Origin of the sequence: Bradyrhizobium sp. LHD-71, from assembly GCF_031157255.1 — a bacterium.
Lineage (GTDB): Bacteria > Pseudomonadota > Alphaproteobacteria > Rhizobiales > Xanthobacteraceae > P52-10.
Genome location: NZ_JAVIFX010000008.1, coordinates 34,857 through 57,884 on the forward strand (window position 1 = coordinate 34,857; position 23,028 = coordinate 57,884).

Here is a 23,028-nt window from a genome sequence, read left to right on the forward strand (position 1 = left end):
TGCCAGATGACCAATTAAAACAGGAATCCGAATACTGACGATCGCAGCAGCCACGTCCAACGAAGCCCGGCAACTTGGGTAATGGCCTTGGGGGCCCTTGTCATTGTCCTCGGCATTCTGGCGTGGGGCCTTGCGGGAAACAGTGACAAGGGAATGACTTCGCGGCCGAATACAGGAACGGAGGAGACCATGGGTTCATCGGCGGGCTCACCAAGCACACCCGCGCCTTCAGGGTCGTCCGGCACGCCCAGCCAGCCGACGCAAAATCCAGGATCTCCGAAAGCAAACCGCTGAATTAAGCCGCCATCCCTACGAAGTGCGTGACTTGATGCAGAGCTCCAATCACTGAGGAACGACTACATTGTCTTTATGTTGGGTTCATCGACTCTGGCAGCATTTGAGTCCAGGCTCAGTTCCCGATTAGCGCACCGCCGGAAGTGCCGAACCGTCGAGTTTTGTGACGGGAATCGGCTTCACGCCGGACACGTAGCGCCTCTGAAGCGCGACATGATGGCGTTAGTGCGAAGAAGGGGCGCTCGATGGTGAGGCGCTGTTGCGCGCCTTCTCTATCCGCCATCCCAAAGTGATAGCGATGACTGTCAGTAAGCTGCAGAAGAAGCAAAGGAGGAAAGGATGACTTCCCGCAAACCAAAATATCGGCCCGGCATAGATGACCCCCCGATCTCAGAGTGGGCCTGGCTCGCCAGCATTCTGGGCATCACGGCACTCGCAGGAGCTACAACTGCTTTCCTGAACCGCTTCAGGCGGAGTTAAATGGGCCCTCGCTGCCAATCACCTGGGAGCGGTTGCAACCGCCTATCCTTCGACGTCGCTTAATCCGAAGGCCTGCATCGCTCACTCGAGGAAAGCTACGAAGGGGTGGCCGCAGTTATGCGCAAAAAATCGGGGAATGTTGGATTACAGTTCTCGCTGCTTTGTCGGGCCGGACACGCACGTAACAGATCGTACCTAAGACATGGGTGACAACCTCGTGCCGAACGGGTCGTCGAGGGGCGGCGTGACGCGCCAGCGTGTTGACGGGGCGGAATTGATCGCATTTGGCGTCGGGCTTCAGGTGTTCGGCGCCGTTTGTGAGTACCTGATGTGGTCTATTGGTCGTCGCGGCCTTTCGTTCGCGTTTTTCATCAGCCGCACATTGTGCCGCAGCCGAGCCAACCTACTAATCGAAAATCGACAAACTGGGCGCGTATGCAGAAGCGATGGTTCGACGCCGCGGCCGCAAGCTACGTGCCGCGCCCGGCGTCCGTCTCCCGTTTCAGATACTGCGAGAGGTTTTCAGACTTCTTCGGCTTTGCTCTTTTTGCAATCTTCCGCGCCGGCGGGCTTGCCGCCTCGTGCGCAAGGCGGAGCGCCCTCAGGCGCAGCATGTTCTTGTTTATGGCTTCTTCTCGGGCGCGATATTCAGCCATCCCTTTGTCAGTGCCACGTTTTCTTTCTTCGGATGTCACGGTTTGCCCCGATGCTTGTCGATGAAATGACATATGGGTGCTTAGGCAGGAAAATGCACCCTGCTTGAAGCTTGAACCGGAAGCGTTGACAGAGTCGAGGCGTCAAGTCACCGAGCTGGCTCAGACGAGCACGCCGCGATGTCGATCTTTGGTACTCTCTCGCTGCAGGAAGGAAGGACGAATTCGAAGACACTCGCGGAGATTGGCATCGTTGCGCTCGTTCGCGCGAAGGGCCGCGGTCCAAATTCCAACGCAGCCGCGGCTCCAGACGATCAACGTCGGCTTAGCCGGTCGCGGCGCGTGTCGCGGAAAGCCGACGGTCCCTCTGTCAGCCGGCGTTTGCGAGTTGTGCGTTCTTCCGTTGTCACTGTAGAGTCGCCCATTCGATCGATCTGCCTGCCCGCGAGAGTGGCGGCGCGTTGGCGCTGTGTTTTGTTGGGAGAGGGGGAATTTTTTTCCGTCAATCCGATCTCAAGGAGCTTGCATATCGCTTCGACCCGCGTCGGAGCATCGTGCTCTCCGGCCCAGTGGTCGATCCGGTCGACGAGGTCGACGGGGATCTGAACAGCTGCCGTTGGCCGGTTCGCGCCAGACGACCCTGGCTGCTTGCTTCTAAATTCCCACGGTTTTGCCATGATCGTGTTCCTCACAAAGTGCTTCCAGCGATCTCATCCTCAGGCTCATACCTTGGGACCCCAGATCCATCGCAGCGCTTGGCCATTCGCGTCCATTGGCCAATCACAATTGTCAGCGGCGACTACGACAGCCTCCCAATCGACGTTGCCACCACGTTCAAGGTCAATATCCGCACGGATCAATGCAGCATTTGTCGTTTCGCGTTTGTCCCAGCGGATGTTGGAGATTCGCGGGTCATGGCAGCGCGGCCATCGGGTCATTAGCGTAAAATCGAGTGAAAGGCGGGCGGCAGCGGGTGACGAACCAGCCCGCTTTGGTCGATCACCTCTCCGCTATCGATGATATCGTCAGTCAGCACCTCGACGTAGGGGGGCTGTCGGTTGAATGTTTTACCGCGTTCATATTTTGCAGAGACAATCCGCGCGATCGCCGGCAGATTCCGCCGCCCGAGATCATTGTACTGACTGCGGTAGAGGCTGCGGCCACGGCCTGCCGGAATAATTGGGTCCACCCACTCATCCATAACCTTTCTCGAGATGAAGGCGTCGACGCGCAAATCCGCGTCACGTGCCGTGATGACGAGTCCGTCGCGATTGTGTGGGGTCTCGTCGATCGAAAAATCGCTCAGCATGGCTTTCTCCTTCACGCGTGCAACACGATTGACAGCAGGAACAACAGAATGAGCGCCGGGACGAGAGTATCGCGGATGTGCAACATTGCTGCGGAACTCCACACGGGAAGTCTCCATTCGTCGAACTCGAAAATACCTGACGAGCTACTTCCGTTGACGCCGCCAGGGCCCTGGCCGCCGCGCTTCTCGGACATTGATTGAGGTAATACGCTTGATGTGGAGATCAGCAGGGACCATTGCAAATCTTAATCGCTCGTCCCAGGCGATTAATCGTTTGACATTGAGCTTTCGTGCGAGAATGACATTCGCGATTTTCCTCAAAGCTCCTCAGGCCTTCGGCCATCGGTGTGCGAGTCGGCTTCCGTCGGTCTCGCTAAGGCTGTTGATCCGCATGAGAGTAGCCTCGCGGCCCCCAAACCCGATCTCGAGAGATGGCCCGCCGCTTTGCTTTTATGTGCGCTTGAACTCATCCCAGATCTGATCGATCTCCTGTTTCAGCGTCTTGGCATTCGAGGTCGCAACTCGAACCAGATCTTTGATGGACGCGTTTGTTTGCGCGCCCGGCGCTTTCTCGATGGCCGTCAAGAAATCCATGATGGCATCGGTTGACTTCTGGGCGTTGTGAAGAAGGTCTCGGTATTCCTGTTCAAGCTTCATGGCGTGGTCCACGTCAGAGTATTACGCAGCGGCTAAGCTAACTGTTCCTCAGACTGGCGATCAGTAGCGCCTGGCTTTTTGGAAGTAAAAAAGCGACCACGCAAAAGACAAGGTATCCAATCGCGAGATCTGACAGACCCTCAAATCTCCTGGTCTAACCCGTTTCCGCTTAGGTCTTCGCCGGGGTGGCGTCGATGGCGCAGCCGCGATACGCAAAGTTAAAGTTACTAGCTTGCTCTGCAGATTTGCACCGTTAAAGAGGTCCTGGGCGATGGCGAACGTTGCTGTCGCAAGCGAAGCACATCTTGTAACCTGGCCCGACGTAGTTATCTGCAAGAGTTAAGCCAGAACACCGCCTAGAGCAAGGAACACCGCCTAGTCGCTCGAGCGGGCATTGCTCTCTTTGCAGTAATTCGAGGAAGAGACTTTCGGCATGACAAGCATCTACAGTCGCGCATCGACATCGGCGCGCCGGATGGCCTGCCAAAAGTGAAGTTGGAGACAGTTGTTTCCGCGAAGCCCGCCTTCTGCTCCGCTAAGCCGAATCCGCCAAACTCGGTGTTGCGCCTCGTGTCCTCGGTCATCAGCTTGCCGAAGAAAGCACGTCCCTCTGCACCTAGCACTCGCTATCCCGAAGCGTAAGGACGCTACCGCAAGAACCCGGCATGTCCGTCATTTGCCCGAAAGTGGACCTTCCATAGGGCCACTAACTGACACGCCGGCTGAAAGGCGGCTTGAGGAATGCTTAGTTTACCGCGTCCTTGGCCACCTTGAGTGGGGACACCCTGACACTCTTGCTGGCCGGCTTCGCCGGGAATTCCATCGGCTCTTTGGTGAAGGGGTTGAAGCCGCTTCGCGCTTCAGTGGCCGGCTTGTTGACAACGGACATCTTTGCAAAACCGGGTATGACAAACTCGCCGGACTCGTTGAGTTCCTTATAGCCAATCGTCGCCATATGCTCGATTACCGTCTTAACGTCGTTCTTGGACAAGTTGCTCGATTCCGCAATAGCGTCGATCAACTGTGTCTTCGTCATCTTCACCATAGCTGCTCCTATTGATTCGGGGGCGGACATTAAGGGAATCTGGCCGCTCTATCCAACTGTCGTTGCTGCGTACCAATGGCCGCACGTGCAGCTCCTAGGTAGGAGCGCAAGGTGGGCTGCCTCGGCTCTTATGTCTTCGCTCACTCATTTTCGCTGTGCGAAGACGCCAGTGATGGAGGAAGCTATGTTTATCCGTTTCGCCGTCTGCGCCTTGCTCGTGCTTGTGTCTATTGAGGAAGCGGCTGCGCAGGAATGGCAACCAAATAGACCTGTCCACCTCACCGTCGGATTCAGCGTCGGCAGCACGCTGGATCTGATGGCAAGAGCGATCGCCGGTCCTCTAGGCGAGCGGCTTGGGCAGCCCGTGGTCGTTGAAAACAAGGGTGGCGGCAACGGCCGATTGGCGCTTGATTTGAACGCGAATGCTCAGCCGGACGGTTATACCATCCACCTCACGGCCTCGGGACCCTTGGCGATCGACCCGACCCTGCGCGAGGCGCCGCTACCTGGCTATCAAGCAGTGTCACAGGTCGCAGTGGGTCCAATGGCAATCGTCGTCCCGTCCTCCCTGCCGGCCAACAGCATCACCGAACTTGTCGCGTTGGCCAAGAACAAGCCGGGAGAGTTGAATTATGCCTCGTCCGGCATCGGCAGTACGCCGCACCTGGCAGGCGAGCTATTTGCGTCGAAAGCTCAGGTGCAGCTTGTGCATATCCCATACAAGGGAAATTCTGATGCGCTCGGCGACATGTTGGCTGGTCGCGTACAGATTCTTTTCAGCGGGCTGCCGCCAATCATGCCCATGGTGGAGGCCGGAAAGCTCCGCGTGCTCGCAGTACAGGGCACAGAACGCAGTCCCAATTTGCCTGAGGTTCCGCCGATCTCCGAAGCTGGTTTTCCCGGTGCCGAAGCTTATTCGATCTATGGATTAATTGCTCCACCGGGCACCGAACAACAAATCCTTGCCCGCCTAAGTAATGCGATTTCCGGCATCGTAGAGATGCCGAGCATCAAAGAGACCTTCACAAGACTGGGGACCAGGGCCGTAAGCTCCACGCCGACCGAGTACGCTGAGACCATACGGCATGACACCATGAAGTGGTCCCAGGTGATCAAGGCCGCGAAGATCTCGGTGAAGTGACAGATGAAACCGTCGCTTGGGGTAGGGCGCTGCGAGCCTGCGCCGGCCTGGTTTCGTGCTTGGATGGCCTGCGTTCCGGCTGCCTATTCCCGCAGGATTCTCTCTAACGCTTTCCCCTTCGCGAGTTCATCGATCAGTTTGTCCAGATAGCGGATTTCCCGCATGGTAGGTTCTTTGATGCCTTCCACGCGGACGCCACAGATCACTCCTCTGATCAACGATCGTGAGGGATTCATCTGAGGCGCTTGTGCAAAGAAGTCCTCGAAGTTTGTGTTCTTCGCCAACTGATTGTTTAGCGTCTCTTGGCTGTGCCCAGTTAGCCAACAGATGATTTCATCGACCTCGGCTTTCGTGCGTCCCTTCTTCTCCGCTTTGGCGACGTAGTGGGGACGCTCGCGACGCTGACTGAATAGATGCGATGTTTTGGCATGCGTCCTCGTAAGCGGACCAGAGACGCCCAACATAACTGATCCCGGACGTGTTTTTACCAGCGCTTGGCGCCTGCCTCGCCAACGGAGTGAAGATCCGCATTGGGTAAGCGAGCACCGCGAGTCCACTTAAGCCAAAACCGGATTCCGTGCGCATTTGCGAACCGGCAACCGATGCTTTGTGGCAAGCAAACTCCGTGATCACTCCGACTTCCTCGAAGGCCTCGATCGTACGTACACACTTGCGCTTGTGGCCCGACCTTCCTTATCGACTATTTGCGCGTAAACGCGCATCTAAATGCGCCCCAATGGTCGTCGAATTGCAAAGGGGCCGGGTTAAACTGCAGACGAGCACTCAAGAGCAAATGCGCTGCGGCGCGTGCCAACCAGAGGCGGCTCGCCTGCGAGAAGCCGTGCTCTCGGCAGGCGATTGTGTGTCGTCGGATCGATGCAGAAAAGGTTGACCAGGGCAAAGGCGCGATCCGCCTTTCTGCGAGTTTGGGCGACGCTGCCGGGCGCAATCATCGATCTCAAATATCGTAGCAGAACTCGCGCCATCTGGCGCTGAAAGTTACACCCATCACCTGAGGACCATCGATCGCCGCAGCTGCGCCATACCGGAGAACACGACTCTTCTATCGTCTAGGGCATGACCTCTCTAGGCGGCGCTGATATTCAGGGCAGTGTCGTGTCGATGGTGGGAAGGGACGAACGAGAGCGGCTCTCCTTGCAACTCCAGAACTGGCGCGGTGTGAGCCCGGTTGCCGCTCGGAAGTGCGCGCTGAAGTGGCTCTGAGAGCCGAAGCCGCAGGCCAGCGCCACAGCAGCCAGCGACAGCTCGCCTGTGGCAAGATGGTGCTTGGCGCGTTCAATGCGTCGGCGCAGCACATAGCGGTGCGGACTGCTGCCGACGGAGCGTTTGAAGGCGCGAGCGAAGTGGTAGGGGCTGAGGTCGGCCGCTGCGGCCAAGTCCCTGAGCAGCAGGTCTCGCTCCAAGTGTTCCTCGACGTACTCGAGCACCCGTCTGAGCACCACCGGCGCAAGACCGCCGCGGACCAACAGCGCCTTCGGTGTGCGCTCGGCGTATCGCGCGGCAAGGTAGGCCGTGAGCAGTTCGCAGGCGTAGCTCGCGGCAAGCCGGTCGGAGGGCTCATCCCAGGACAGTGGCAGCAGCATGCGGATGATCCCTTCCAGTATGGCGTCGCTCTGGAAGCCGTCGTCGCGCAGGCTTACCGTCTTGGGGTCCGCATCGAGCGTCTCGACCACTCGGCGGTCGAACGTCGGCGTTGGTATGTAGAGGTGAAAAATCCGCCCCGACCCCGTCGCGTCCCAGTCGGTGGTCGCGCCGGCCGGCAGGATCCAGAAGCTACCCTTGCCGTAGATGGGGATGACGTTGCGTTCTCGCCGCCGACGAAATCCCTCACCCCCGGCGATGCACAAACTGAGCGTATGATGATTGGGCGGATCGTAGCGGTAACGCCCTGAACCATTCCGCTCCCAGAGCGCGGCGGAGAGGCCATCGCCGAACCGTGCCGAGGCCCGGAGCGGCATGCCGGACCGCCGCAATTGGTCGAAGATCGTATAGCCTGTCGGCGTAGACATACCCGCTCAGGTAAGCACCGGCTCCCGCTGCTGGCAAGACCGGTTACCGCTTCACAGCAAGATCAGAACAAAAGTCGCAACCTTCGGGCAGACGGCGCCGCGGTGTCTGCCCTATGCGCTGACCTGACTCGCAAACACCCACAAATTCGCGGAACCGGAGAGACACCCACGAACTGGAGAGACAGCAATGCCAACCACCAACCTGCTGGCAATGCCCCGCGCTGCAGCCACGCCAGATCACATCATGCAGATCGGCATGGGTTTCTGGGCATCGAAGGCGCTGCTGAGCGCCGTAGAGCTGGGCGTGTTCACGTACCTTGCCGATGGTCCGAAGACCGGGCGTGACATCGAACGCGCCTTGGGCCTCCATCCGCGCGGAACTTACGACCTTCTGGACACGCTCGTCGCCCTCGGCATGCTCGGGCGTGACGGAGACGGTACGGCCGGTCGCTACCACAACACTGACGACACGGCGGTGCTTCTCGATCGCAACAGCCCGCGATACATCGGCGGAATCCTCGAAATGGCTAATGCGCGGCTCTACCGGTTCTGGGCCGACCTGACGCCCGCCCTCAAGACAGGGAAGCCGCAGAACGAGATCAAGCATTCCGGCCGGCCGATATTCGATGAGCTCTACGCCGATCCGGCGCGGCTGGAGCTTTTCATAAACGCCATGGCCGGTATCTCGCACGCGAACTTCGCTGCGCTCGCCGAGAAGTTTGATTTCTCACGCTACGGCACGCTGGCCGACATCGGCGGCGCGAGCGGGCAACTCTCCTGCCTTGTCGCAAGCCGGCACACGCATGTCACCTGCCGCTCATGTGATCTGCCCGTCGTGAAACCGATTGCAGAACGCAACATCGCCAAACATGGCCTGAGCGAGCGCGTGCAGGCGGACGTCATCGACTTCTTCAACGACGAATTCCCGAAGGCCGATATCATCACCATGGGGATGATCCTTCATGACTGGAATCTCGATCGCAAGAAGATGCTGATCGCCAAGGCGTATCGGGCCCTGCCCAAGGGCGGGGCGCTGATTGCGGTCGAGAACATCATCGACGATGAGCGGCGGAAAAACGTATTCGGCCTGCTGATGTCCCTCAACATGCTGATCGAGTTCGGCGACGCATTCGACTTTACCGGCGCCGATTTTGCCGACTGGTGCCAAGAGGCGGGCTTCAGCCACTGCGAAGTTCGACACCTCGCAGGGCCTGCAAGCGCGGCGATCGCCTACAAATAGTGTGCGGCTCTGCGGCGATGGCCGGCTACAGCCGCGGGCAGGTCAAGCGTGGGCTCCATTGAGTAGCGTAACGACGCAAGGAGGAACCCATGCAGTCCAGTCGTCGATCGGACGACTCGTTTCGGCCACGAAGCGCGAGCCTCGACTGTGGAGGACCTCGGATTGTGCCTTCTCTCATCACGCGACGGACGGTCGGTGCATTCGGCAATACTGATAGAGCCGGGACCCAGGGATTGTTCTGGGGCACGCGGTTTTTGTATTGGTGCGTCTGGTGTTCAGAACGATCTCGGCAGCGGGACGTGCTGTCGAAGCTCGATGACCGCCTCCTCAAAGACATCGGCGTGACGCGGCAACAGGCGGATGCCGAAGCGGCCAAGCCGTTCTGGAAATAATGACGCAGCTTCTGGCTGACATGATGCCCGCGGCGATGCTCGGCCTCTTCATCGCCATCCCGTTCGGCCCGATTGGTTTGATGTGCGTGGAGCGGACGCTGGCATCCGGTGTTTGGTTCGGGATTGCGAGCGGCATGGGTGCGGCGACGGCGCACGGCATATTCAGTTGCTTGGCCGCGGTGAGTGCGACCGTGCTGGTGCAGATGACGCTCGCCCTGCATACACCGCTGCACATTGCTGGAGGCGTCCTCCTGATCTTAATCGGCGTCAGAACCATCCTCACCTCTGCACGCGCAGTGCATCGCGCGACATGCGGGGATCTGTTCTCGGCCTACACGTCGACCTTGCTGATCGCCGCCGCCAATCCGATGACCATACTGCCGTACCTGGGCGCTACGTCCGCGCTGGAAGCCGGCAAGCCGCTGATCATCGATCGCGCGTTTGCGATGCCCATCGGTGTGATGCTCGGCAGTGCTTCCTGGTATCTGGTCCTCGTCCTCGGCACGAACGCCATGTTTCGGAGCCTGCAGAAAGCCGCGCTCGATCGGCTCAACAGGCTCGGTGGGGGCTTCCTGATAATCCTGGGCGCCGCGCTATGCGCCCGCATTGTCTGACGGCGACAACAAAAACAGCATTCACCGACGCATGTGCCTCAGTCGCGGCGGCGCGTGCCTTCACCATGGACGCCGCACCCTTCAAGCATCCTCCAGCACCATGGCCGCGCATTTCTCGCCGATCATGATCGAAGGAGCGTTGGTATTGCCGCCGACAACCAGAGGCATGATCGAGGCATCGGCGATGCGGAGCCCCCGAATGCCGTGTACACGCAGACGGGGATCCACGACCGCGTCGGGACCCGTGCCCATCCTGCATGTGCCGACAGGATGCAGGTTCGAGACGCCGCGATTGCGGATGTCCTCGATGACTTGCTCGTCGGAATTGACGGCTGCTCCCGGCACCACCTCCTCTGCGATGTACGGCTTGAGCGCCGGCTGCTCGGCCAGCTTTCGCGCCAGCCGGACGCCACGGATCATCGCATCGACGTCATGTGCGGTTTCCATGAACCTGAACGCGATCCTCGGCGGGGCGAGCGGGTCGCGGCTCGCGAGGCTCACCCGCCCGCGACCTTCGGGACGCAAGTGAACGGGAGACATGCTGAAGCCCGGCCATCGATGGGGGTGCATCCCGGTGCGGTCCCGGGTCTCGATCGACCAGAGATACGTGTTGATCTGGAGATCGGGACGATCGAAGCGCGGGTCTGTTCGGGTCAGGATGCCGGCGTGCGTGGCGATGGCTGTCATCGGCCCATCTCGTCCAACCAGGTATCTGGCGCCGGCCGCAAGTTTTCGGAACGGAGAGTGATGGAGCTCGTTGAAGGTGCCGGTGCTGGTCGAGCGCCAGGCGACATACGAATTGAAGTGGTCGTGCAGGTTGGCGCCGACCGGAGCGAGGTCGTGCGTGACCTCGATCCCCATCTCATTCAGATGGTCACCCGGTCCGATGCCGGACAACAACAGGAGCTGCGGCGAGCCGTACACGCCGCCGGAGACGATCACCTCGCCCCTGGCCCTGGCCATCTCCATGCCGCGGGAGGTGCGGAACTCGATGCCAACGGCCCTGCCGTTCTCGATGACGATCCGTGTCGCATGCGCATTCGGTCTGACCACGAGATTCCGGCGACCTCTTGCCGGCTTCAGATAGGCGGTCGCGGCGCTCCATCGGCGCCCCTTGCCGATCGTTGCCTGATAGTATCCGGCGCCTTCCTGCGCCGCGCCGTTGAAGTCGCGATTGCGCGGAATGCCGGCCTGAACGGCCGCTTCGATGATCGCATCGATGATTTCGTGCTTGTAGTGCGCATCGGTGACATTGAGCGGGCCACCGACGCCGTGAAATTCGTCCTCACCCCGCTCCTGGTTCTCGGCCTTGCGGAAGAAAGCCAGAACGCTTTCGTAGTCCCAGCCGACACAGCCGAACTGACGCCAGCCATCGTAGTCGGCCGCCGTCCCGCGCATGTACACCATGCCGTTCAGCGAACTCGTCCCGCCGAGCATCTTGCCACGCGGCTGGTAGGAGGTGCGCCCGTTCAGGCCGGCAACGGGCTCACTCTCGAACCTCCAATTGTAGGTTTCGTGGGTGAAGAGCCGGGAATAACCGACGGGAATATGTATCCATGGTGAGCTGTCGCGCCCGCCTGCCTCGAGCAGGAGCACCCGGTAGCGCCCCGTCTCCGAGAGTCGCGCGGCCACGGCACAGCCGGCAGACCCCGCGCCGGTCACGATGTAGTCGTAAGACTCCGCCTCCATGTGGCACTCCATCGTCCTACAGGTTCGGAAACACGAACCGCAAAGAGTTGTCGGCGTGACAAAGCGAGCAACGATGGCACGCGACTGGAATTATCTCAAAGCTGCATTTCAGCGAGTGCAAAGGCACTTTCGAGCGCGAAGCCGCTCGCGCTTTTCGAAGAAGGCTGCCATGCATTCGGGAGCGGAGCGGGTCTTCGATCGAAGGTGGCGCGGACGAGAAGTCGCTCGGCCACAAGCGCTTCGCTGAACGTCGTCGCAAAGCCGTCGGCTGATTCTGCCCGACAAAGTCGACAGACGTTGCGGATCGAAGGTTTGACTCTTCGAACTCATGTGTCACCATCCTTGCAAAATAAAAAAGGGATGGATCATGGCGGCCGTACAGTGGACCGACTCTCGCGTCGAGGTGGCCGGGGCCACGCTGCATCTGAGCCGGGCAGGGGAGGGCAAGCCCGTCCTCGTTCTGCACCACGAAACGGGGACCCTCGACCGTCTGCCGTTCTACGAGGCTCTCGCATCCCGCTTCGATGTTCTGTTGCCTCACCACCCCGGTTACAGCCGCTCGCCGCGACCCGACTGGATGCGCAGCGTGCGCGACGTTGCCGTGGTCTATCGTGGTCTGTTGAGCGAGTTGCAGGTGCGCGATGTCGCGCTCGTCGGTCTCGGCTTCGGTGGCTGGATCGCCGCGGAGATGGCCAGCATGGCGCCGGCGGATGTGTCACGTCTCGTTCTGGTCGGCCCCATGGGCATCAAGCCGTCGCAGGGCGACATTCTTGATCTCGCCATCACGGGCTACATCGACTATGCGCGCGCGGGCTTCCATGACCAGAAGGCTTTCGACCGCGTCTATGGCGCGGAGCCCTCGACCGATCAGCTCGAGATGTGGGACATCTGCCGCGAGATGAGCTTCCGCATCGCCTGGAAGCCTTACATGTACAGCCAGACGCTCCCGCATCTTCTGGCAGCGGTGCGCGCGCCGGCGCTGGTCGTGTGGGGCGAGGACGACCGCATCGTGCCATCGAGCGCCGCCAAGCGCTACCTCGAGGCGCTCCCCAACGCCCGACTGCAGACGATCGCCGGGTGCGGTCATTGCGTCGACATGGAGCAGCCGGACACGCTCGCCAAGCTGATCATCGATTTCATCGGTCGGGAGTAATGCCATGCACCTGATGTATTTCACCGAGCAGCCGATGTCGGCCTACTCCGAGCAGGCCGGCCTCGACTTCGGCGCCACTGCGCTGATGTTTCCGAACACGCAGTTCGATCCGGTCGAGGGCTCGCGCCTCTACAACAACTACATCGAGCAATACATGCTCGCCGAAGAGGTCGGCATCGACGGCATCATGCTGAACGAGCACCACAATGCGCCGTTCTGCATGCAGGCCAAGGCCAACATCTTCGCGGGTTTGCTGGCCGGCATGACCAAAAAGGTCAAAATCGTCATGCTGGGCAACCCGCTTCCGCTCGCGGAGAACCCGATCCGGCTTGCCGAAGAGCTCGCCATGATCGACATGATTTCGAAAGGGCGACTTGTCTCCGGCTTCGTGCGCGGGGGTGGTCAGGAGCAGCTCGCAGCCGGCGTCAATCCTGCCTTCAATCGCGAGCGCTTCGAGGAGGCGCATGAGCTGATCGTCAGAGCATGGACGCAGCCAGGTCCGTTCCGCTTCGAAGGGACGCACTACCAGCAGCGTGTGGTGAACCCCTGGGCCGTGCCCTTGCAGAAGCCTTATCCCCGCGTCTGGATCCCGGGCGTCATCAGCAAGGAGACGATCATCTGGGCGGCGCAGCAGCGCTATCCGTATATCGCGCTCAATACCTCGATCGAGCAGACCAAGAAAATCTGGGAGCTCTATGACAAGACCGCGGCCGAGATAGGGTATGCGAGCGGGCCGGAGAATCGCGGCTACCTGATCCAGGTCCATATCTCGGACAATGAAGAGAAGGCGATCGAGAACGCCAGACAGTTCCGCTGGATGCAGGGCGAATTCACCGGCCTCGCGCATCCGGTGTGGAGCACGCCGTCGGGCTACGGTTCGCCGTCGAACCGCCGTGCGTTCGTCGAGTTCGCCTCCGGCCGCGCGGCCAACCCGCGCGGCATTGCGAGCTTTGAGCAGCAGATGGCCGACCTGCGTATCATTGCCGGCACGCCTACGACGGTGGTCGCCAAGCTCAAGCGCATTCTCGAGGAGACGAGGCCAGGGATCCTGGCACTGTGGGGCAATGACGGCCGCGTCAGTCAGGAGGATTCCCTGACCTGCATCCGCCTGATGGGCCAGGAAGTCTTCCCGGCGATCCGCGAGATTGCCAAACAGCTTGATCTCAAGAGCCCGTTCGAGGCCAACGCGCCGGTTCATCTCAACTATTCGAACGACCTCAAGGCCAGCCGGATCGCTGCAGCAGAGTGATCGTCGGGACGGGCTGCAGCAATCGCCATTCTGGCCAAGCGTTCGTTCTCCGCGCCCGGGAGTTGCACTATGAGAATCGGAACCGACGTGAGCGTCTTGGCCGAGCCTGGCCGTCCCGACTCGTCAGTGATGGCGGAGCATCTTGCACTGGCAGACCTTGCAGAGCCGCTCGGCTTCGACTCTCTGTTCGCTCTCGAGCACCATTTCACCGGCTACTCGATGTCACCAAGTCCGTTGCAGCTGCTGTCCTACTACGCAGCGAAGACGAGCCGCATCACGCTGGGCACATGTGTGATTGTGCTGCCGTGGCACGATCCGGTTCGGGTCGCCGAGCAGATTGCCTATCTGGATCTGCTATGCCGGGGGCGATGCATGTTCGGCTTCGGGCGGGGTGCGGCCAGCGCGGAGTACGCTGGCTTCCGTATCCCCATGGAGGAGGCGCGCCCGCGCTTCGCCGAGGCAGCGCAACTCGTGACGAGGGCCCTTCGCGACGAGGTGTTCGAATGGGACGGCGAGTTCTACAAGATCCCCAGGATGTCGATCCGTCCTCGGCCCATGTCCAATCCTGAGCGCCGCTTTTACGCGTCGTCGGTGAGCCCCGAGTCAGCCGAGATCATGGCAAAACTCGGTTTCGGCATGATGGTGATCATGCAGAACGAGTGGCAGAAGGCTGCGGCGGACATTCAAAGCTACCGAGAGATCGCCATCAGCGTCGGCCACGCGCCGACCCCGCCAGTGATCCTGACCAATGTCGCGTGCGCACCGAGCCGCGCGGAGGCACAGGAACGAGCCACACAGTTTCTGGGCGCCAAATGGGACTCAATCGACGCTCATTACAACTTCTCCGACGGTCATCTTGCAAACGTGAAGGGCTACGAGTCCTACGGCAAGATGGCGAAGACCTATGCCAAACTGAAAGATCCGGTCGCGCGCCAGAAGATGAACGATTTCTACGTGAGCATTCAGATTGTCGGAACGCCGGACGATTGCATCCAACAGCTGGGCGAACTGCAACGGCTGACTGGCACTGACCACGTGGTATGCGACTTCTCGTATGGCCGTATGCCGCCCGATAAGGCCGAGCTCAACATGCGCCTCTTCGCGGAAAGGGTGATGCCCGTGATGCAGCGAGACGCCGCGTTTGCAGGTCCGGTCGCCGTCGCCGAGCGGACCGGAAGGCCGCAGGCCGACGTATTCGCGCCGGCATGAATGAGCGGTATCGCCCCTCGGAGTTTGGTGGCAGCTCGGCAAACAATGCAGCCATATGGCAGCTCATGCACCGCTACGCGAATTTTTTTCCACCGTCTGATTAAGACAACAGGTGCAATCCGGTCCGCAAACGTCGTCGCACGATAAAACGAAGTCGCCGTTCTGTGCGCCAGCCATTCGATCAGGATGGTGCATCAAACCACGAAGAAGCCGTGAGTCCCGTCGCGCCTGAGCTGTTCGACGAGCCCGAATTCCCAATCGAGATAGGCCTGCATCTTTTCGGGCGAAGCCTCCGTTCCCTCATACGGACGCCGGTAACGGTGCGCGGGGGCGGGCTTCGGCAGGATGAGCGGTGGGGTCGCCTCCACCGCGCTGTCGTAGCCGCCATCGAGGACGTAGGTTTCCCAACCCATCTGCGCGAGCCAGGACGCCGTCATCTCGGCGCGAATGCCTAAGTTGTCGCTGAGCACAATGCGCGCGCCGCGTACGGGCGCCGCCATGTCGATTTCCTGCACCAGCTGTCCGCCAGGGTAATGGCGGAAGCCCGGGATGTGGCCGGCCGTGTATTCGGCCTCGTCGCGAACGTCGAAGCGATAGAGCGTTCGGTGTCGCTGCGCCTGCAGTGCCAAATAGTCTTCAATGCCGATGCGCCGAACACCGGCGCGATAGGCGACATCGCGGGCACCGTCGTCGGCGTGCTGGAAAGGCCCGATTGCGCCTCGCCTGGCCGCGCCGTGTTCGAGCGCGTACTTGGCGAGCGTCCATCCGATGGTGCCGTTGCGTAGTGCCACAACCTTGTTGGGGACGCCGGCGTTGATCAGCGACTGCGTGCCGATGATCGAGCGGGTACGGCCGGCGCAGTTCACAATGATGGTCGTATCCGGATTCGGCGCCGCATGACCAGCACGCAAGACCAGTTCGGCACCGGGCACGCTGATTGAACCTGGAATGTTCATCGTTGCGTATTCGTCGAAACGCCGGACATCGAGGATCGCAATGTCGGCGCCGGACGCTATCAGCGCGGCGACCTCGTCGGCCGGCAGCGAGGGCGTGTGGCGGCGGGACTCGACCAGTTCACCAAAGGCCTTTGCGTAGGAATTGACGTCCTGAAAGAGTTCGTAACCTGCGTCCCGCCAGGCCTTCAGCCCGCCGCCGAGCGTCCGAATGCTGCTGTAGCCCAGCGCCGTCAGCGCCTTGTTTGCCGCGGGCACGAGGCCTTCGCCGGCATCGTAGAGGACAATCAGCGCATCCTTGCGTGGCAGCCTTACCTCGGCCTCGAGCGCGATCCGGTCCACTGCCATGTTCGCGGCAAACAGGGGATGGCCGGTGGCGAAGGCAGCCTCATGTCTAAGGTCAAGGAGTGCGATTTCTTCGCGCAGCAGCAACGCGCTGCGGACTTCCGAGGGAGTGATGGAAGATGTTTGCATGAGGGTTCTGGAACGATCGCGGTTTCGTGCTGGCGAGGTCATCGCACTTTAGCGTCGTCTGCCGAAAAAGCGTGGATAAAATCGCTGTCTTGCGACGCCGTCACGCGCGAATGCCAATGCGAAGCTGCGGCAGATGATGGGAGAACACACGTGACCGACGTGGACGCGGGACGTTCACGTGGACTTCTTGGGCCACGGTCGTCAACCGCCGGATCCGCGTTGGCCGAATGGCACGTATTCGCGCCCACGGCGCACTTCTTCGGCTGAGAAAGTCAAAACTTGAAAGGAGCTCGTGTTGTTGAGTACGTTGGAGTGCACTCGCTTGCGCGACGAACGTCGGAAGGAAGGGTGCCTGAAATTTGTCCCGCGCCGCGGTACGTAGAGATGGAGTCGCAATGACGGAGCCGACAGGTCCACTCGATGGCATCCGGATCCTCGATCTGACCAACATCCTGTTTGGGCCGTTTGCGGTTCAGACTCTTGGTGATTGGGGCGCGGACGTCATCAAGGTCGAGGCAACCACTGGTGATGGATGGCGGTATTCGGGCCAGTTCCGCAATCGAGGCATGAGCGGCCAGTTCATGGCCGCAAATCGCAACAAGCGCAGTTTGGCTTTGGATCTGAAACACGCGGAGGGCAAGGCTGTTCTGCGGCGGCTTATTCCGACTGTCGATGCCCTTGTGACCAACGTTCGTCCTGCGGCGCTGGCGAGGCTGGGCTTCAGCTACGAGGCGTGTCAGGAGCTCAATCCACGACTGATCTACGCGGCCGCTACCGGGTTTGGCCAGGATGGGCCGTGGGCCGCTCGCCCGGCCTTTGACGAGATCGTGCAGGCAGCCTCCGGCTTCGCTTCAGCTATAGGCACCGATGAAGAACCGGCCTTCGTGCCGAGCCTTGTCGCGGACAAACTATGCGGTTTGATGCTGACGGCCGCGGTGAACGCAGCGCTGCTGCGCCGGGAACGTTCCGGACGAGGGCAATTGGTAGAGGTGCCGATGCTCGAGACTCTCGCGGCCTTCAACAGCATCGAGATGCTCGGCGGCCATGCATTTGTACCGCCCGTTGGTCCTGCAGGATACAAGCGACTGAAGGAAAGGCGTCCAATGCGCACAAAGGACGGCTGGCTCACCATGCTGCCGTACTCGGGAGAGAATTGGTCTGCTTTTTTTGAAGCGGTGGGGCGTCCCGAGCTCATCAACGAGCTCGAGGTGAAGGATCCGGTGCTGCGTGCTCGCAACATCGACAAGATCTACGATCGCATGAGCGAGATAGCTCTTGGTCGAACCACTGCGGAATGGGAGGAACTGCTGCTGGCGATCGACGTGCCGCACGCTGCTTTCGCAAAGCTGACCGAGATTGCTGAGCAGCCGCATTTGAAAGCCGTCGGCATGTTCGTGGAGCTTGACCATCCGAGCGAAGGACGGATCCGCCAGGCCCGACCGTCGACCCGATTTTCGGAAGGAGCTATCGGAGTTCGCCGCATGCCTCCGCGACTGGGGGAACATTCGAAAGAGGTGCTGCGAGAGCTCGGCTACAGTGACGCGGAGGTCGCCTCGCTCATAGAGAGCAAGGCGGTGGGGGTGTTGTCTTGAGTCATTTCCACTCGCGGGCCCAGCTCAGCGGTGAGAACCACTCCTGTTCTCCAAATACGAGAAGCTGCAGGATCAGATACTTGCCAAGTGATCGGAAACCTTGACAGCCTCGGGGAGCACCTTGCGCGCCACCAACCAGTCGGCCGCGCGCTGCAGCTCGGCAATGAATTCAAGGTCGGTGACGGGCAACACGCGATATTGACGCTTCAGGGCGATGAACTCATCCCTGATCTTGTCGTCGTAGTTTCCGCGTTTCTGGACGATAAGCTCGGCTTCTGCCGTGTTGTCGTTGACCCACTTCGCTTCCGCGGCATAGGCGGCATTCACGGCCCTAACGATGTCGGGATTCTCGACGCTGAACTTGCGCGAGGTCACGTACGAGGAGAAATCGATCTGGAAGTCGAGGTCGCGTCCCTCAAGGAAAATGTTGTGCGCCTTGTATTCGTGGCGGGCGATGTCCACGCCGGGACTCCACATTGCCCAGGCATCGACCTTGCCGGAAGCAAGAGCGGGCGCCGCATCCGGAGGATTAAGATAGACGATTTTCACCTTGGATCGGTCGACCTTGTGCTTTTCAAGGGCGGCGATCAGGATGAACTCGCCCAGACCGGACCGATTGACTGCGACTGACTTGCCGACCAGGTCTTCGACCTTGTCGATGCCGGATCCATCCTTGGCGATGATGGCGGTCGTCCGAGGTTCGTAGATGAGGAATTGGCTGAAGACCAGCGGCGAGCCTGCAATGATCGCCGCCAGCGCAGGCGTCGTGCTGCCGCCGAAACCGAAGTCGGCGCTTCCGCCGGTGACAGCCTGCAGGGTCGGCGCGTGGTTGGGAAACGGCCCAAGCCATTCAACCTTGATGCCGTCCTTAGCGAGGCGCTTGTCGAATTCGCCGCGCTCCTTCGAGATCAAGGTCACGCCGGAATGCCCCCAGGTTAGGCGCACCTTGTCGGTTGTGCGGCCCGCGGGTGCGGCGCCGGCGCTGGGCGTGATGAGCTGGCCGACGCCGGTCAGCGCTCCGACGCCGGCGAGCGAGGTAAGCATGAAGCCGCGGCGCGAGGTCGAGCGGGGCGTGAATTTCGGCATGGATTGTCTCCTTCCGGATTGGAACGGGTCAGGCCGCGCGACGGTCGAGCACGACGCCGAGTTCGGCGAGCAGGCGCGCGCGGGTCTCGGCCGCCGGTGCTTGTCCGATCTCGCGGTGCTCGAAGGCGATCACGCCGTCGCGCATGACGAGAATGCGATCGGCGAGCACGATGGCCTCGTCGACGTCGTGCGTGACGAGGAGGACGCCGGGCTGGTGGCGTGCGACGAGCTCTTTGACGAGGGTATGCATGCGGATGCGGGTCAGCGCATCGAGCGCTGCGAACGGCTCGTCGAGCAGCAGCAACTGCGGCTCCTGCACCAACGCGCGTGCCAAGGCCACCCGCTGAGCCTGGCCGCCGGAAAGATTGCGCGGCCAATCGTCGAGACGGTCCCCGAGCCCGACTTCCGTGAGCGCAGCCGCAGCGCGTTCACGTAGATCGCTCCCCTGCATGCCCAGCGAAACATTGCGCCACAAGGAATCCCAAGGCAGGAGCCGGTGCTCCTGGAAGACGACGGCGGGGCGTTTCGGCGCCTCGATCCGGCCTCCGTCGATCGCGTCCAGTCCGGCCAGCGCCCGGAGCAGCGTGGTTTTACCGCAGCCGCTCTCGCCGAGCAGAACCACGAACTCGCCGCGTTCGATGCGAAGGTTCAGCTGTTCGAGCACGACCTTCGTGCCGTAGGCGCGCCGCAGGTCCGTGACGACGACCGACGGCGTCCTGTCGCGAAGCGCGCCGTTCGTCATCGCGCGGTGCTCGCATAGTTGGGATGCCACGCCAGCAGCCGGCGTTCGAGGAGGCGCGCAATCGCGTCGGCGACGACGCCGATCAGGGCGTAGATGACGATCGTGAGCACCACCACGTCGGTGCGCAGGAATTCGCGGGCATCCATGGCGAGAAAGCCGATGCCGGACTGGGCGCCGATCGTTTCGGCCACGACGAGCGCGAGCCAGGCGGTCGCCAGCGAGTAGCGTACGCCGGTCAGGATCGATGGCAGGGCGCCGGGAAGAATGATGCGCCGGATGAGCTGGATACGGCTCAAGCCTTGCACGCGTCCAAGTTCGAGGAGTTTCGGATCGACCTGCCTTATGCCGAGTGTCGTGTTGATGTAGATCGGGAACGTCACCCCAAGCGACACGAGAAAGATTTTCTCGCCTTCTCCGACGCCGAACCAGACAATGACGAGCGGTAGAAGCGCGAGGAACGGTATCGCGCGGATCATCTGTATGCTGCGGTCGATCAAGGCCTCTGCAAGGCGTGAGAAGCCGACCAGCACGCCGAGCGTGAAGGCAATCGATCCTCCGATCGCAAAGCCTGTGGCGGCACGCAGCAGGCTGACGCCGAGGTCAGTCAGCAACGTTCCGGACGTTGCCAGTCGATAGGCGGTTCGCACCACCTTGCTCGGCGCCGGAAGCACCTGAGGAGAGACCCAGCCGAATTGCGCCGAGGTCTCCCAAGCCACGATCAAGGCGATAGGAGCAAGCCAGGAGATCGCAAGCAGCCCGCGACGGCCCAGTGTGAAGGGTTGTCTTCGCGGCGCGAACTGTTCGCGTGGCGGGACGCTCGATGCCGAGGCGAGAATCTGTTCGAAAGTGCTCACGTCACTCCTTCCTTTGGGATCGTCGTACGGTCATCGGTCTGCGTCCATCCGGACCCAGACCGATGCGCGGCGCCGTGCGCAACAGACCAACGTACGCGGGGGAAGATTTCGCGCGCAAAGGTCCGCATCTCATCGAGCAGCGGTTGGAACTGGAGCATGAACAGTTCGATGCCTGCAGCGTGGAATGCAGCTATTCGCTCGGCGACCTGATCGTAGTTGCCGACCAGGCCCGCTGCCGTGCCACCGTTACTGCCGACGCGCGGTGACTTGGCCATCGTCTGGAACATGACGACTTTGGCATCGGTGTTGGAGCGCTGGACGGCGCGGATCTCTGCATCTCGTTCGGCGAGCGCAAAGAGATGCCGCAGATAGTCATGCGCCTCCTTCTCGGTCTGCCGGGCGATCACGAAGGCCGACAGTCCGAACTGCAGCCCGGCGCCGCGTCGCGGGCGTCGGCGCACATCGGCGATGAGGGACGTAACATCCGGCAACGGTTGACCGTTGATGAGCCAGACATCACCGTGGTCCGCGACCAGAGCGCGTGCGGGCTCGGATTCGCCACCCACATAGATCCGCGGCCGCTCTCGATGCAGGCTCCGTGGGGTCAGCGTGTAATCGCAAATCTGGAAGTTCGGCCCTTCATGATTGACGGTCTCGCCGCGCAAAAGTCGTACGACGATCGAGATCCATTCGCGGCCGTAGGCGTAACGATCGTCATGCTCCGGAAACGGCATGCCGGCCTTCGCAAATTCCTGCCGGTTCCAGGCATTAACGAGATTGAGTCCAAATCGCCCCCTGCTGATGTTTTCGATCTGCAGCGCCATCTTGGCGAGCACGACGGGATGATAAAGAAGTGGTTTGACGGCGGCGATGATTTCGATGCGTTTTGTCAGCGCGGCCAACCCCGCAGAACCCGTCCAGGCCTCCAGCTGATCGGATTTCGGCAGATGCGGATTGACGGTGTGCTGCGCGACAAGCGTCGAGTCAAAGCCAAGCGCTTCCGCCTCAAGCACGATTTTCTTGTTGTGATCCCACGATGCATCGAACGGCTCAGTCGGATCCTGCAGGGCAGCGCGCGGACCATGAACGGGTGCCCAGACGCCGAAGCGGATTTGCGAGCTGTTCATCGTGATCGTCGGGTTTGTTTGATTGGCGTGCTGCAACGGTTCTTTCAAGGCGCGCTCCGAAAGTCCAACGAATTGAGTCGCGCGATTGAAGTTTGAAACGAGTGCACTGAACAGCGCAGGACGCTGGCATGAACGTCATCCGCGAAAACGCAAACGCAAAATGTTCTTCCGGAAAAATCACCGCAGATGCCGACCATTGTCGCGCTTCTCGCAAAGCGCGATGCGTTTGCGGGCCGATAAATGCCGCCGATGCCTGACCAATTTCTTCCTATCGGAAGAACAAGAATCTTCGTGCGACGGCTTGCCGTAGAACGAAAGTCGGCTCCAGCCTGTCTTGAAGGATGATGTTCGTCTTATTTTCTCGCCGGACTTGGCGTTTGTAGATCGTGGTCGCAGATTGATGCAGACCGGCGATGCGCGCGCTATGGCGCCGGCCAGAGAGGAGGCTGCCATGATCCATCCGGCCCTCGTCGCGGATCCCTCGCCCACGGCGTCGGTCGCCGAGTTCAAGCAGGCCATGCAGCAGCTTGCCGGCGGTGTTGCCATCATCACCGCTGGCAGAGACGACGTCGTCACCGGCATGACCGTCTCTTCGCTGGTCTCGCTATCGTTCGATCCGCCTACCGTCATGGTGAGCGTCAACCGGAGTGCTTCGTCATGGCCGTTGATCCAGAACGAGCGTGTCTTCGGCGCCAGCATTCTTCGTTCGGATCATGTAGCCCTCGCCGAGCGTTTCAGCGGTGGTCGCGGTCTAAGCGCTCCGCGCCGATTTGATCGCAAGGCGTGGACAGTTCTGTCGACCGGAGCGCCGATCCTGCGAGATGCCCTGGCGGCGTTTGACTGCGAGGTGGAGCGTGTCGTCGATCATCGCTCTTACTCCATCGTCATCGCACAGGTCGTCGAGGTGCGCATGTCGGCCGGAGGCGGCGTGTTGACTTACTGGAACGGCAACTATTCCGGGCTCGAAGGCGAGGAGGACATCAGGTTATGGGCTGAGGTCGGTTGCCCGAGCTCGCGCGGCTTGTGGGAAATCTGAAAGAAGGGG

The 23,028-nt window shown here is 60.9% G+C and carries 20 protein-coding genes and 1 pseudogene; 9 read left to right on the plus strand and 12 right to left on the minus strand.

The features are described from left to right. Positions 1-1,244: 1,244 nt before the first annotated feature. The 4 genes from RCO31_RS10565 to RCO31_RS10580 all read right to left on the minus strand — a co-directional run bounded on the left by RCO31_RS10565 (position 1,245) and on the right by RCO31_RS10580 (position 4,438). A complete protein-coding gene (locus RCO31_RS10565; protein WP_308968282.1) occupies positions 1,245-1,430 on the minus strand; it encodes a hypothetical protein in 186 nt (61 codons plus the stop codon). Between the two features lie 934 nt (positions 1,431-2,364). Continuing rightward, positions 2,365-2,736 (minus strand): signal transduction histidine kinase, encoded by a 372-nt coding sequence (locus RCO31_RS10570; protein WP_308968283.1) that lies wholly within the window; start codon positions 2,734-2,736, stop codon positions 2,365-2,367. Positions 2,737-3,186: 450 nt separating this feature from the next. After that, positions 3,187-3,393, minus strand: coding sequence for a hypothetical protein (locus RCO31_RS10575; protein WP_308968284.1), 207 nt, complete (start codon positions 3,391-3,393; stop codon positions 3,187-3,189). A gap of 745 nt (positions 3,394-4,138) precedes the next feature. Continuing rightward, the gene (locus RCO31_RS10580) at positions 4,139-4,438 is read right to left on the minus strand and encodes an HU family DNA-binding protein (RefSeq protein ID WP_308968285.1); all 300 of its coding nucleotides are present in this window, start codon (positions 4,436-4,438) and stop codon (positions 4,139-4,141) included. 184 nt (positions 4,439-4,622) lie between these two features. On the opposite strand from RCO31_RS10580, the gene RCO31_RS10585 reads away from it, so the two are divergent. Further along, a complete protein-coding gene (locus RCO31_RS10585) occupies positions 4,623-5,579 on the plus strand; it encodes a tripartite tricarboxylate transporter substrate binding protein (protein ID WP_308968286.1) in 957 nt (318 codons plus the stop codon). Positions 5,580-5,662: 83 nt separating this feature from the next. Here RCO31_RS10585 and RCO31_RS10590 read toward each other — a convergent pair. Continuing rightward, positions 5,663-6,009, minus strand: a pseudogene (locus RCO31_RS10590) (DUF2200 domain-containing protein). Positions 6,010-6,682: 673 nt separating this feature from the next. Next, on the minus strand, positions 6,683-7,609 hold the full coding sequence (locus tag RCO31_RS10595) for an AraC family transcriptional regulator (protein WP_308968287.1): 927 nt from the start codon (positions 7,607-7,609) through the stop codon (positions 6,683-6,685). 187 nt (positions 7,610-7,796) lie between these two features. Here RCO31_RS10595 and RCO31_RS10600 point away from each other — a divergent pair, with 187 nt between their 5' ends. The 3 genes from RCO31_RS10600 to RCO31_RS10610 all read left to right on the plus strand — a co-directional run bounded on the left by RCO31_RS10600 (position 7,797) and on the right by RCO31_RS10610 (position 9,855). Then, positions 7,797-8,849, plus strand: coding sequence for a methyltransferase (locus tag RCO31_RS10600; protein ID WP_308968288.1), 1,053 nt, complete (start codon positions 7,797-7,799; stop codon positions 8,847-8,849). A gap of 89 nt (positions 8,850-8,938) precedes the next feature. Next, a complete protein-coding gene (locus tag RCO31_RS10605; protein ID WP_308968289.1) occupies positions 8,939-9,241 on the plus strand; it encodes a DUF1127 domain-containing protein in 303 nt (100 codons plus the stop codon). Next, a complete protein-coding gene (locus tag RCO31_RS10610) occupies positions 9,241-9,855 on the plus strand; it encodes a LysE family transporter (RefSeq protein WP_308968290.1) in 615 nt (204 codons plus the stop codon). Before RCO31_RS10605 ends, RCO31_RS10610 begins: the two co-directional genes overlap by 1 nt. Positions 9,856-9,936: 81 nt before the next feature. Here RCO31_RS10610 and RCO31_RS10615 read toward each other — a convergent pair whose 3' ends face one another. Then, a complete protein-coding gene (locus tag RCO31_RS10615; RefSeq protein ID WP_308968291.1) occupies positions 9,937-11,544 on the minus strand; it encodes a GMC family oxidoreductase N-terminal domain-containing protein in 1,608 nt (535 codons plus the stop codon). Positions 11,545-11,911: 367 nt separating this feature from the next. Here RCO31_RS10615 and RCO31_RS10620 point away from each other — a divergent pair, with 367 nt between their 5' ends. The 3 genes from RCO31_RS10620 to RCO31_RS10630 all read left to right on the plus strand — a co-directional run bounded on the left by RCO31_RS10620 (position 11,912) and on the right by RCO31_RS10630 (position 15,155). Beyond that, positions 11,912-12,697 carry an alpha/beta hydrolase gene (locus RCO31_RS10620; RefSeq protein ID WP_308968292.1) on the plus strand — a complete coding sequence of 262 codons (786 nt, stop codon included), beginning with the start codon at positions 11,912-11,914 and terminating at the stop codon, positions 12,695-12,697. A 4-nt stretch (positions 12,698-12,701) separates the two neighbouring features. After that, positions 12,702-13,946: an LLM class flavin-dependent oxidoreductase gene (locus RCO31_RS10625; RefSeq protein WP_308968293.1), complete on the plus strand. Its 1,245-nt coding sequence runs from the start codon at positions 12,702-12,704 to the stop codon at positions 13,944-13,946. 69 nt (positions 13,947-14,015) lie between these two features. Further along, complete coding sequence (locus tag RCO31_RS10630; protein ID WP_308968294.1) at positions 14,016-15,155, plus strand: LLM class flavin-dependent oxidoreductase; 1,140 nt, start codon at positions 14,016-14,018, stop codon at positions 15,153-15,155. 194 nt (positions 15,156-15,349) lie between these two features. On the opposite strand, the gene RCO31_RS10635 is transcribed toward RCO31_RS10630, so the two are convergent. Further along, a complete protein-coding gene (locus RCO31_RS10635) occupies positions 15,350-16,582 on the minus strand; it encodes a rhodanese-like domain-containing protein (RefSeq protein ID WP_308968295.1) in 1,233 nt (410 codons plus the stop codon). A 395-nt stretch (positions 16,583-16,977) separates the two neighbouring features. On the opposite strand from RCO31_RS10635, the gene RCO31_RS10640 reads away from it, so the two are divergent. Beyond that, positions 16,978-18,174 (plus strand): CoA transferase, encoded by a 1,197-nt coding sequence (locus RCO31_RS10640; RefSeq protein ID WP_308968296.1) that lies wholly within the window; start codon positions 16,978-16,980, stop codon positions 18,172-18,174. A gap of 72 nt (positions 18,175-18,246) precedes the next feature. On the opposite strand, the gene RCO31_RS10645 is transcribed toward RCO31_RS10640, so the two are convergent. The 4 genes from RCO31_RS10645 to RCO31_RS10660 all read right to left on the minus strand — a co-directional run bounded on the left by RCO31_RS10645 (position 18,247) and on the right by RCO31_RS10660 (position 21,983). Beyond that, complete coding sequence (locus tag RCO31_RS10645) at positions 18,247-19,260, minus strand: NrtA/SsuA/CpmA family ABC transporter substrate-binding protein (RefSeq protein WP_308968297.1); 1,014 nt, start codon at positions 19,258-19,260, stop codon at positions 18,247-18,249. Between the two features lie 28 nt (positions 19,261-19,288). Beyond that, positions 19,289-20,002: an ABC transporter ATP-binding protein gene (locus RCO31_RS10650; RefSeq protein ID WP_308968298.1), complete on the minus strand. Its 714-nt coding sequence runs from the start codon at positions 20,000-20,002 to the stop codon at positions 19,289-19,291. Further along, positions 19,999-20,772, minus strand: a complete 774-nt coding sequence (locus RCO31_RS10655) for an ABC transporter permease subunit (RefSeq protein WP_308968454.1) — start codon at positions 20,770-20,772, stop codon at positions 19,999-20,001. Before RCO31_RS10655 ends, RCO31_RS10650 begins: the two co-directional genes overlap by 4 nt. An 80-nt stretch (positions 20,773-20,852) precedes the next feature. Next, positions 20,853-21,983 carry an LLM class flavin-dependent oxidoreductase gene (locus RCO31_RS10660; protein WP_308968455.1) on the minus strand — a complete coding sequence of 377 codons (1,131 nt, stop codon included), beginning with the start codon at positions 21,981-21,983 and terminating at the stop codon, positions 20,853-20,855. A gap of 451 nt (positions 21,984-22,434) precedes the next feature. On the opposite strand from RCO31_RS10660, the gene RCO31_RS10665 reads away from it, so the two are divergent. Then, positions 22,435-23,019, plus strand: coding sequence for a flavin reductase family protein (locus RCO31_RS10665; protein ID WP_308968299.1), 585 nt, complete (start codon positions 22,435-22,437; stop codon positions 23,017-23,019). Positions 23,020-23,028: the final 9 nt, after the last annotated feature.

Coding starts and splice junctions, on each gene's coding strand:
- RCO31_RS10565 (WP_308968282.1), bottom strand. CDS start 1,430: ATGGCTGAATATCGCGCCCGAGAAGAAGCCATAAACAAGAACATGCTG.
- RCO31_RS10570 (WP_308968283.1), bottom strand. CDS start 2,736: ATGCTGAGCGATTTTTCGATCGACGAGACCCCACACAATCGCGACGGA.
- RCO31_RS10575 (WP_308968284.1), bottom strand. CDS start 3,393: ATGAAGCTTGAACAGGAATACCGAGACCTTCTTCACAACGCCCAGAAG.
- RCO31_RS10580 (WP_308968285.1), bottom strand. CDS start 4,438: ATGGTGAAGATGACGAAGACACAGTTGATCGACGCTATTGCGGAATCG.
- RCO31_RS10585 (WP_308968286.1), top strand. CDS start 4,623: ATGTTTATCCGTTTCGCCGTCTGCGCCTTGCTCGTGCTTGTGTCTATT.
- RCO31_RS10595 (WP_308968287.1), bottom strand. CDS start 7,609: ATGTCTACGCCGACAGGCTATACGATCTTCGACCAATTGCGGCGGTCC.
- RCO31_RS10600 (WP_308968288.1), top strand. CDS start 7,797: ATGCCAACCACCAACCTGCTGGCAATGCCCCGCGCTGCAGCCACGCCA.
- RCO31_RS10605 (WP_308968289.1), top strand. CDS start 8,939: ATGCAGTCCAGTCGTCGATCGGACGACTCGTTTCGGCCACGAAGCGCG.
- RCO31_RS10610 (WP_308968290.1), top strand. CDS start 9,241: ATGACGCAGCTTCTGGCTGACATGATGCCCGCGGCGATGCTCGGCCTC.
- RCO31_RS10615 (WP_308968291.1), bottom strand. CDS start 11,544: ATGGAGGCGGAGTCTTACGACTACATCGTGACCGGCGCGGGGTCTGCC.
- RCO31_RS10620 (WP_308968292.1), top strand. CDS start 11,912: ATGGCGGCCGTACAGTGGACCGACTCTCGCGTCGAGGTGGCCGGGGCC.
- RCO31_RS10625 (WP_308968293.1), top strand. CDS start 12,702: ATGCACCTGATGTATTTCACCGAGCAGCCGATGTCGGCCTACTCCGAG.
- RCO31_RS10630 (WP_308968294.1), top strand. CDS start 14,016: ATGAGAATCGGAACCGACGTGAGCGTCTTGGCCGAGCCTGGCCGTCCC.
- RCO31_RS10635 (WP_308968295.1), bottom strand. CDS start 16,582: ATGCAAACATCTTCCATCACTCCCTCGGAAGTCCGCAGCGCGTTGCTG.
- RCO31_RS10640 (WP_308968296.1), top strand. CDS start 16,978: ATGACGGAGCCGACAGGTCCACTCGATGGCATCCGGATCCTCGATCTG.
- RCO31_RS10645 (WP_308968297.1), bottom strand. CDS start 19,260: ATGCCGAAATTCACGCCCCGCTCGACCTCGCGCCGCGGCTTCATGCTT.
- RCO31_RS10650 (WP_308968298.1), bottom strand. CDS start 20,002: ATGACGAACGGCGCGCTTCGCGACAGGACGCCGTCGGTCGTCGTCACG.
- RCO31_RS10660 (WP_308968455.1), bottom strand. CDS start 21,983: ATGAACAGCTCGCAAATCCGCTTCGGCGTCTGGGCACCCGTTCATGGT.
- RCO31_RS10665 (WP_308968299.1), top strand. CDS start 22,435: ATGATCCATCCGGCCCTCGTCGCGGATCCCTCGCCCACGGCGTCGGTC.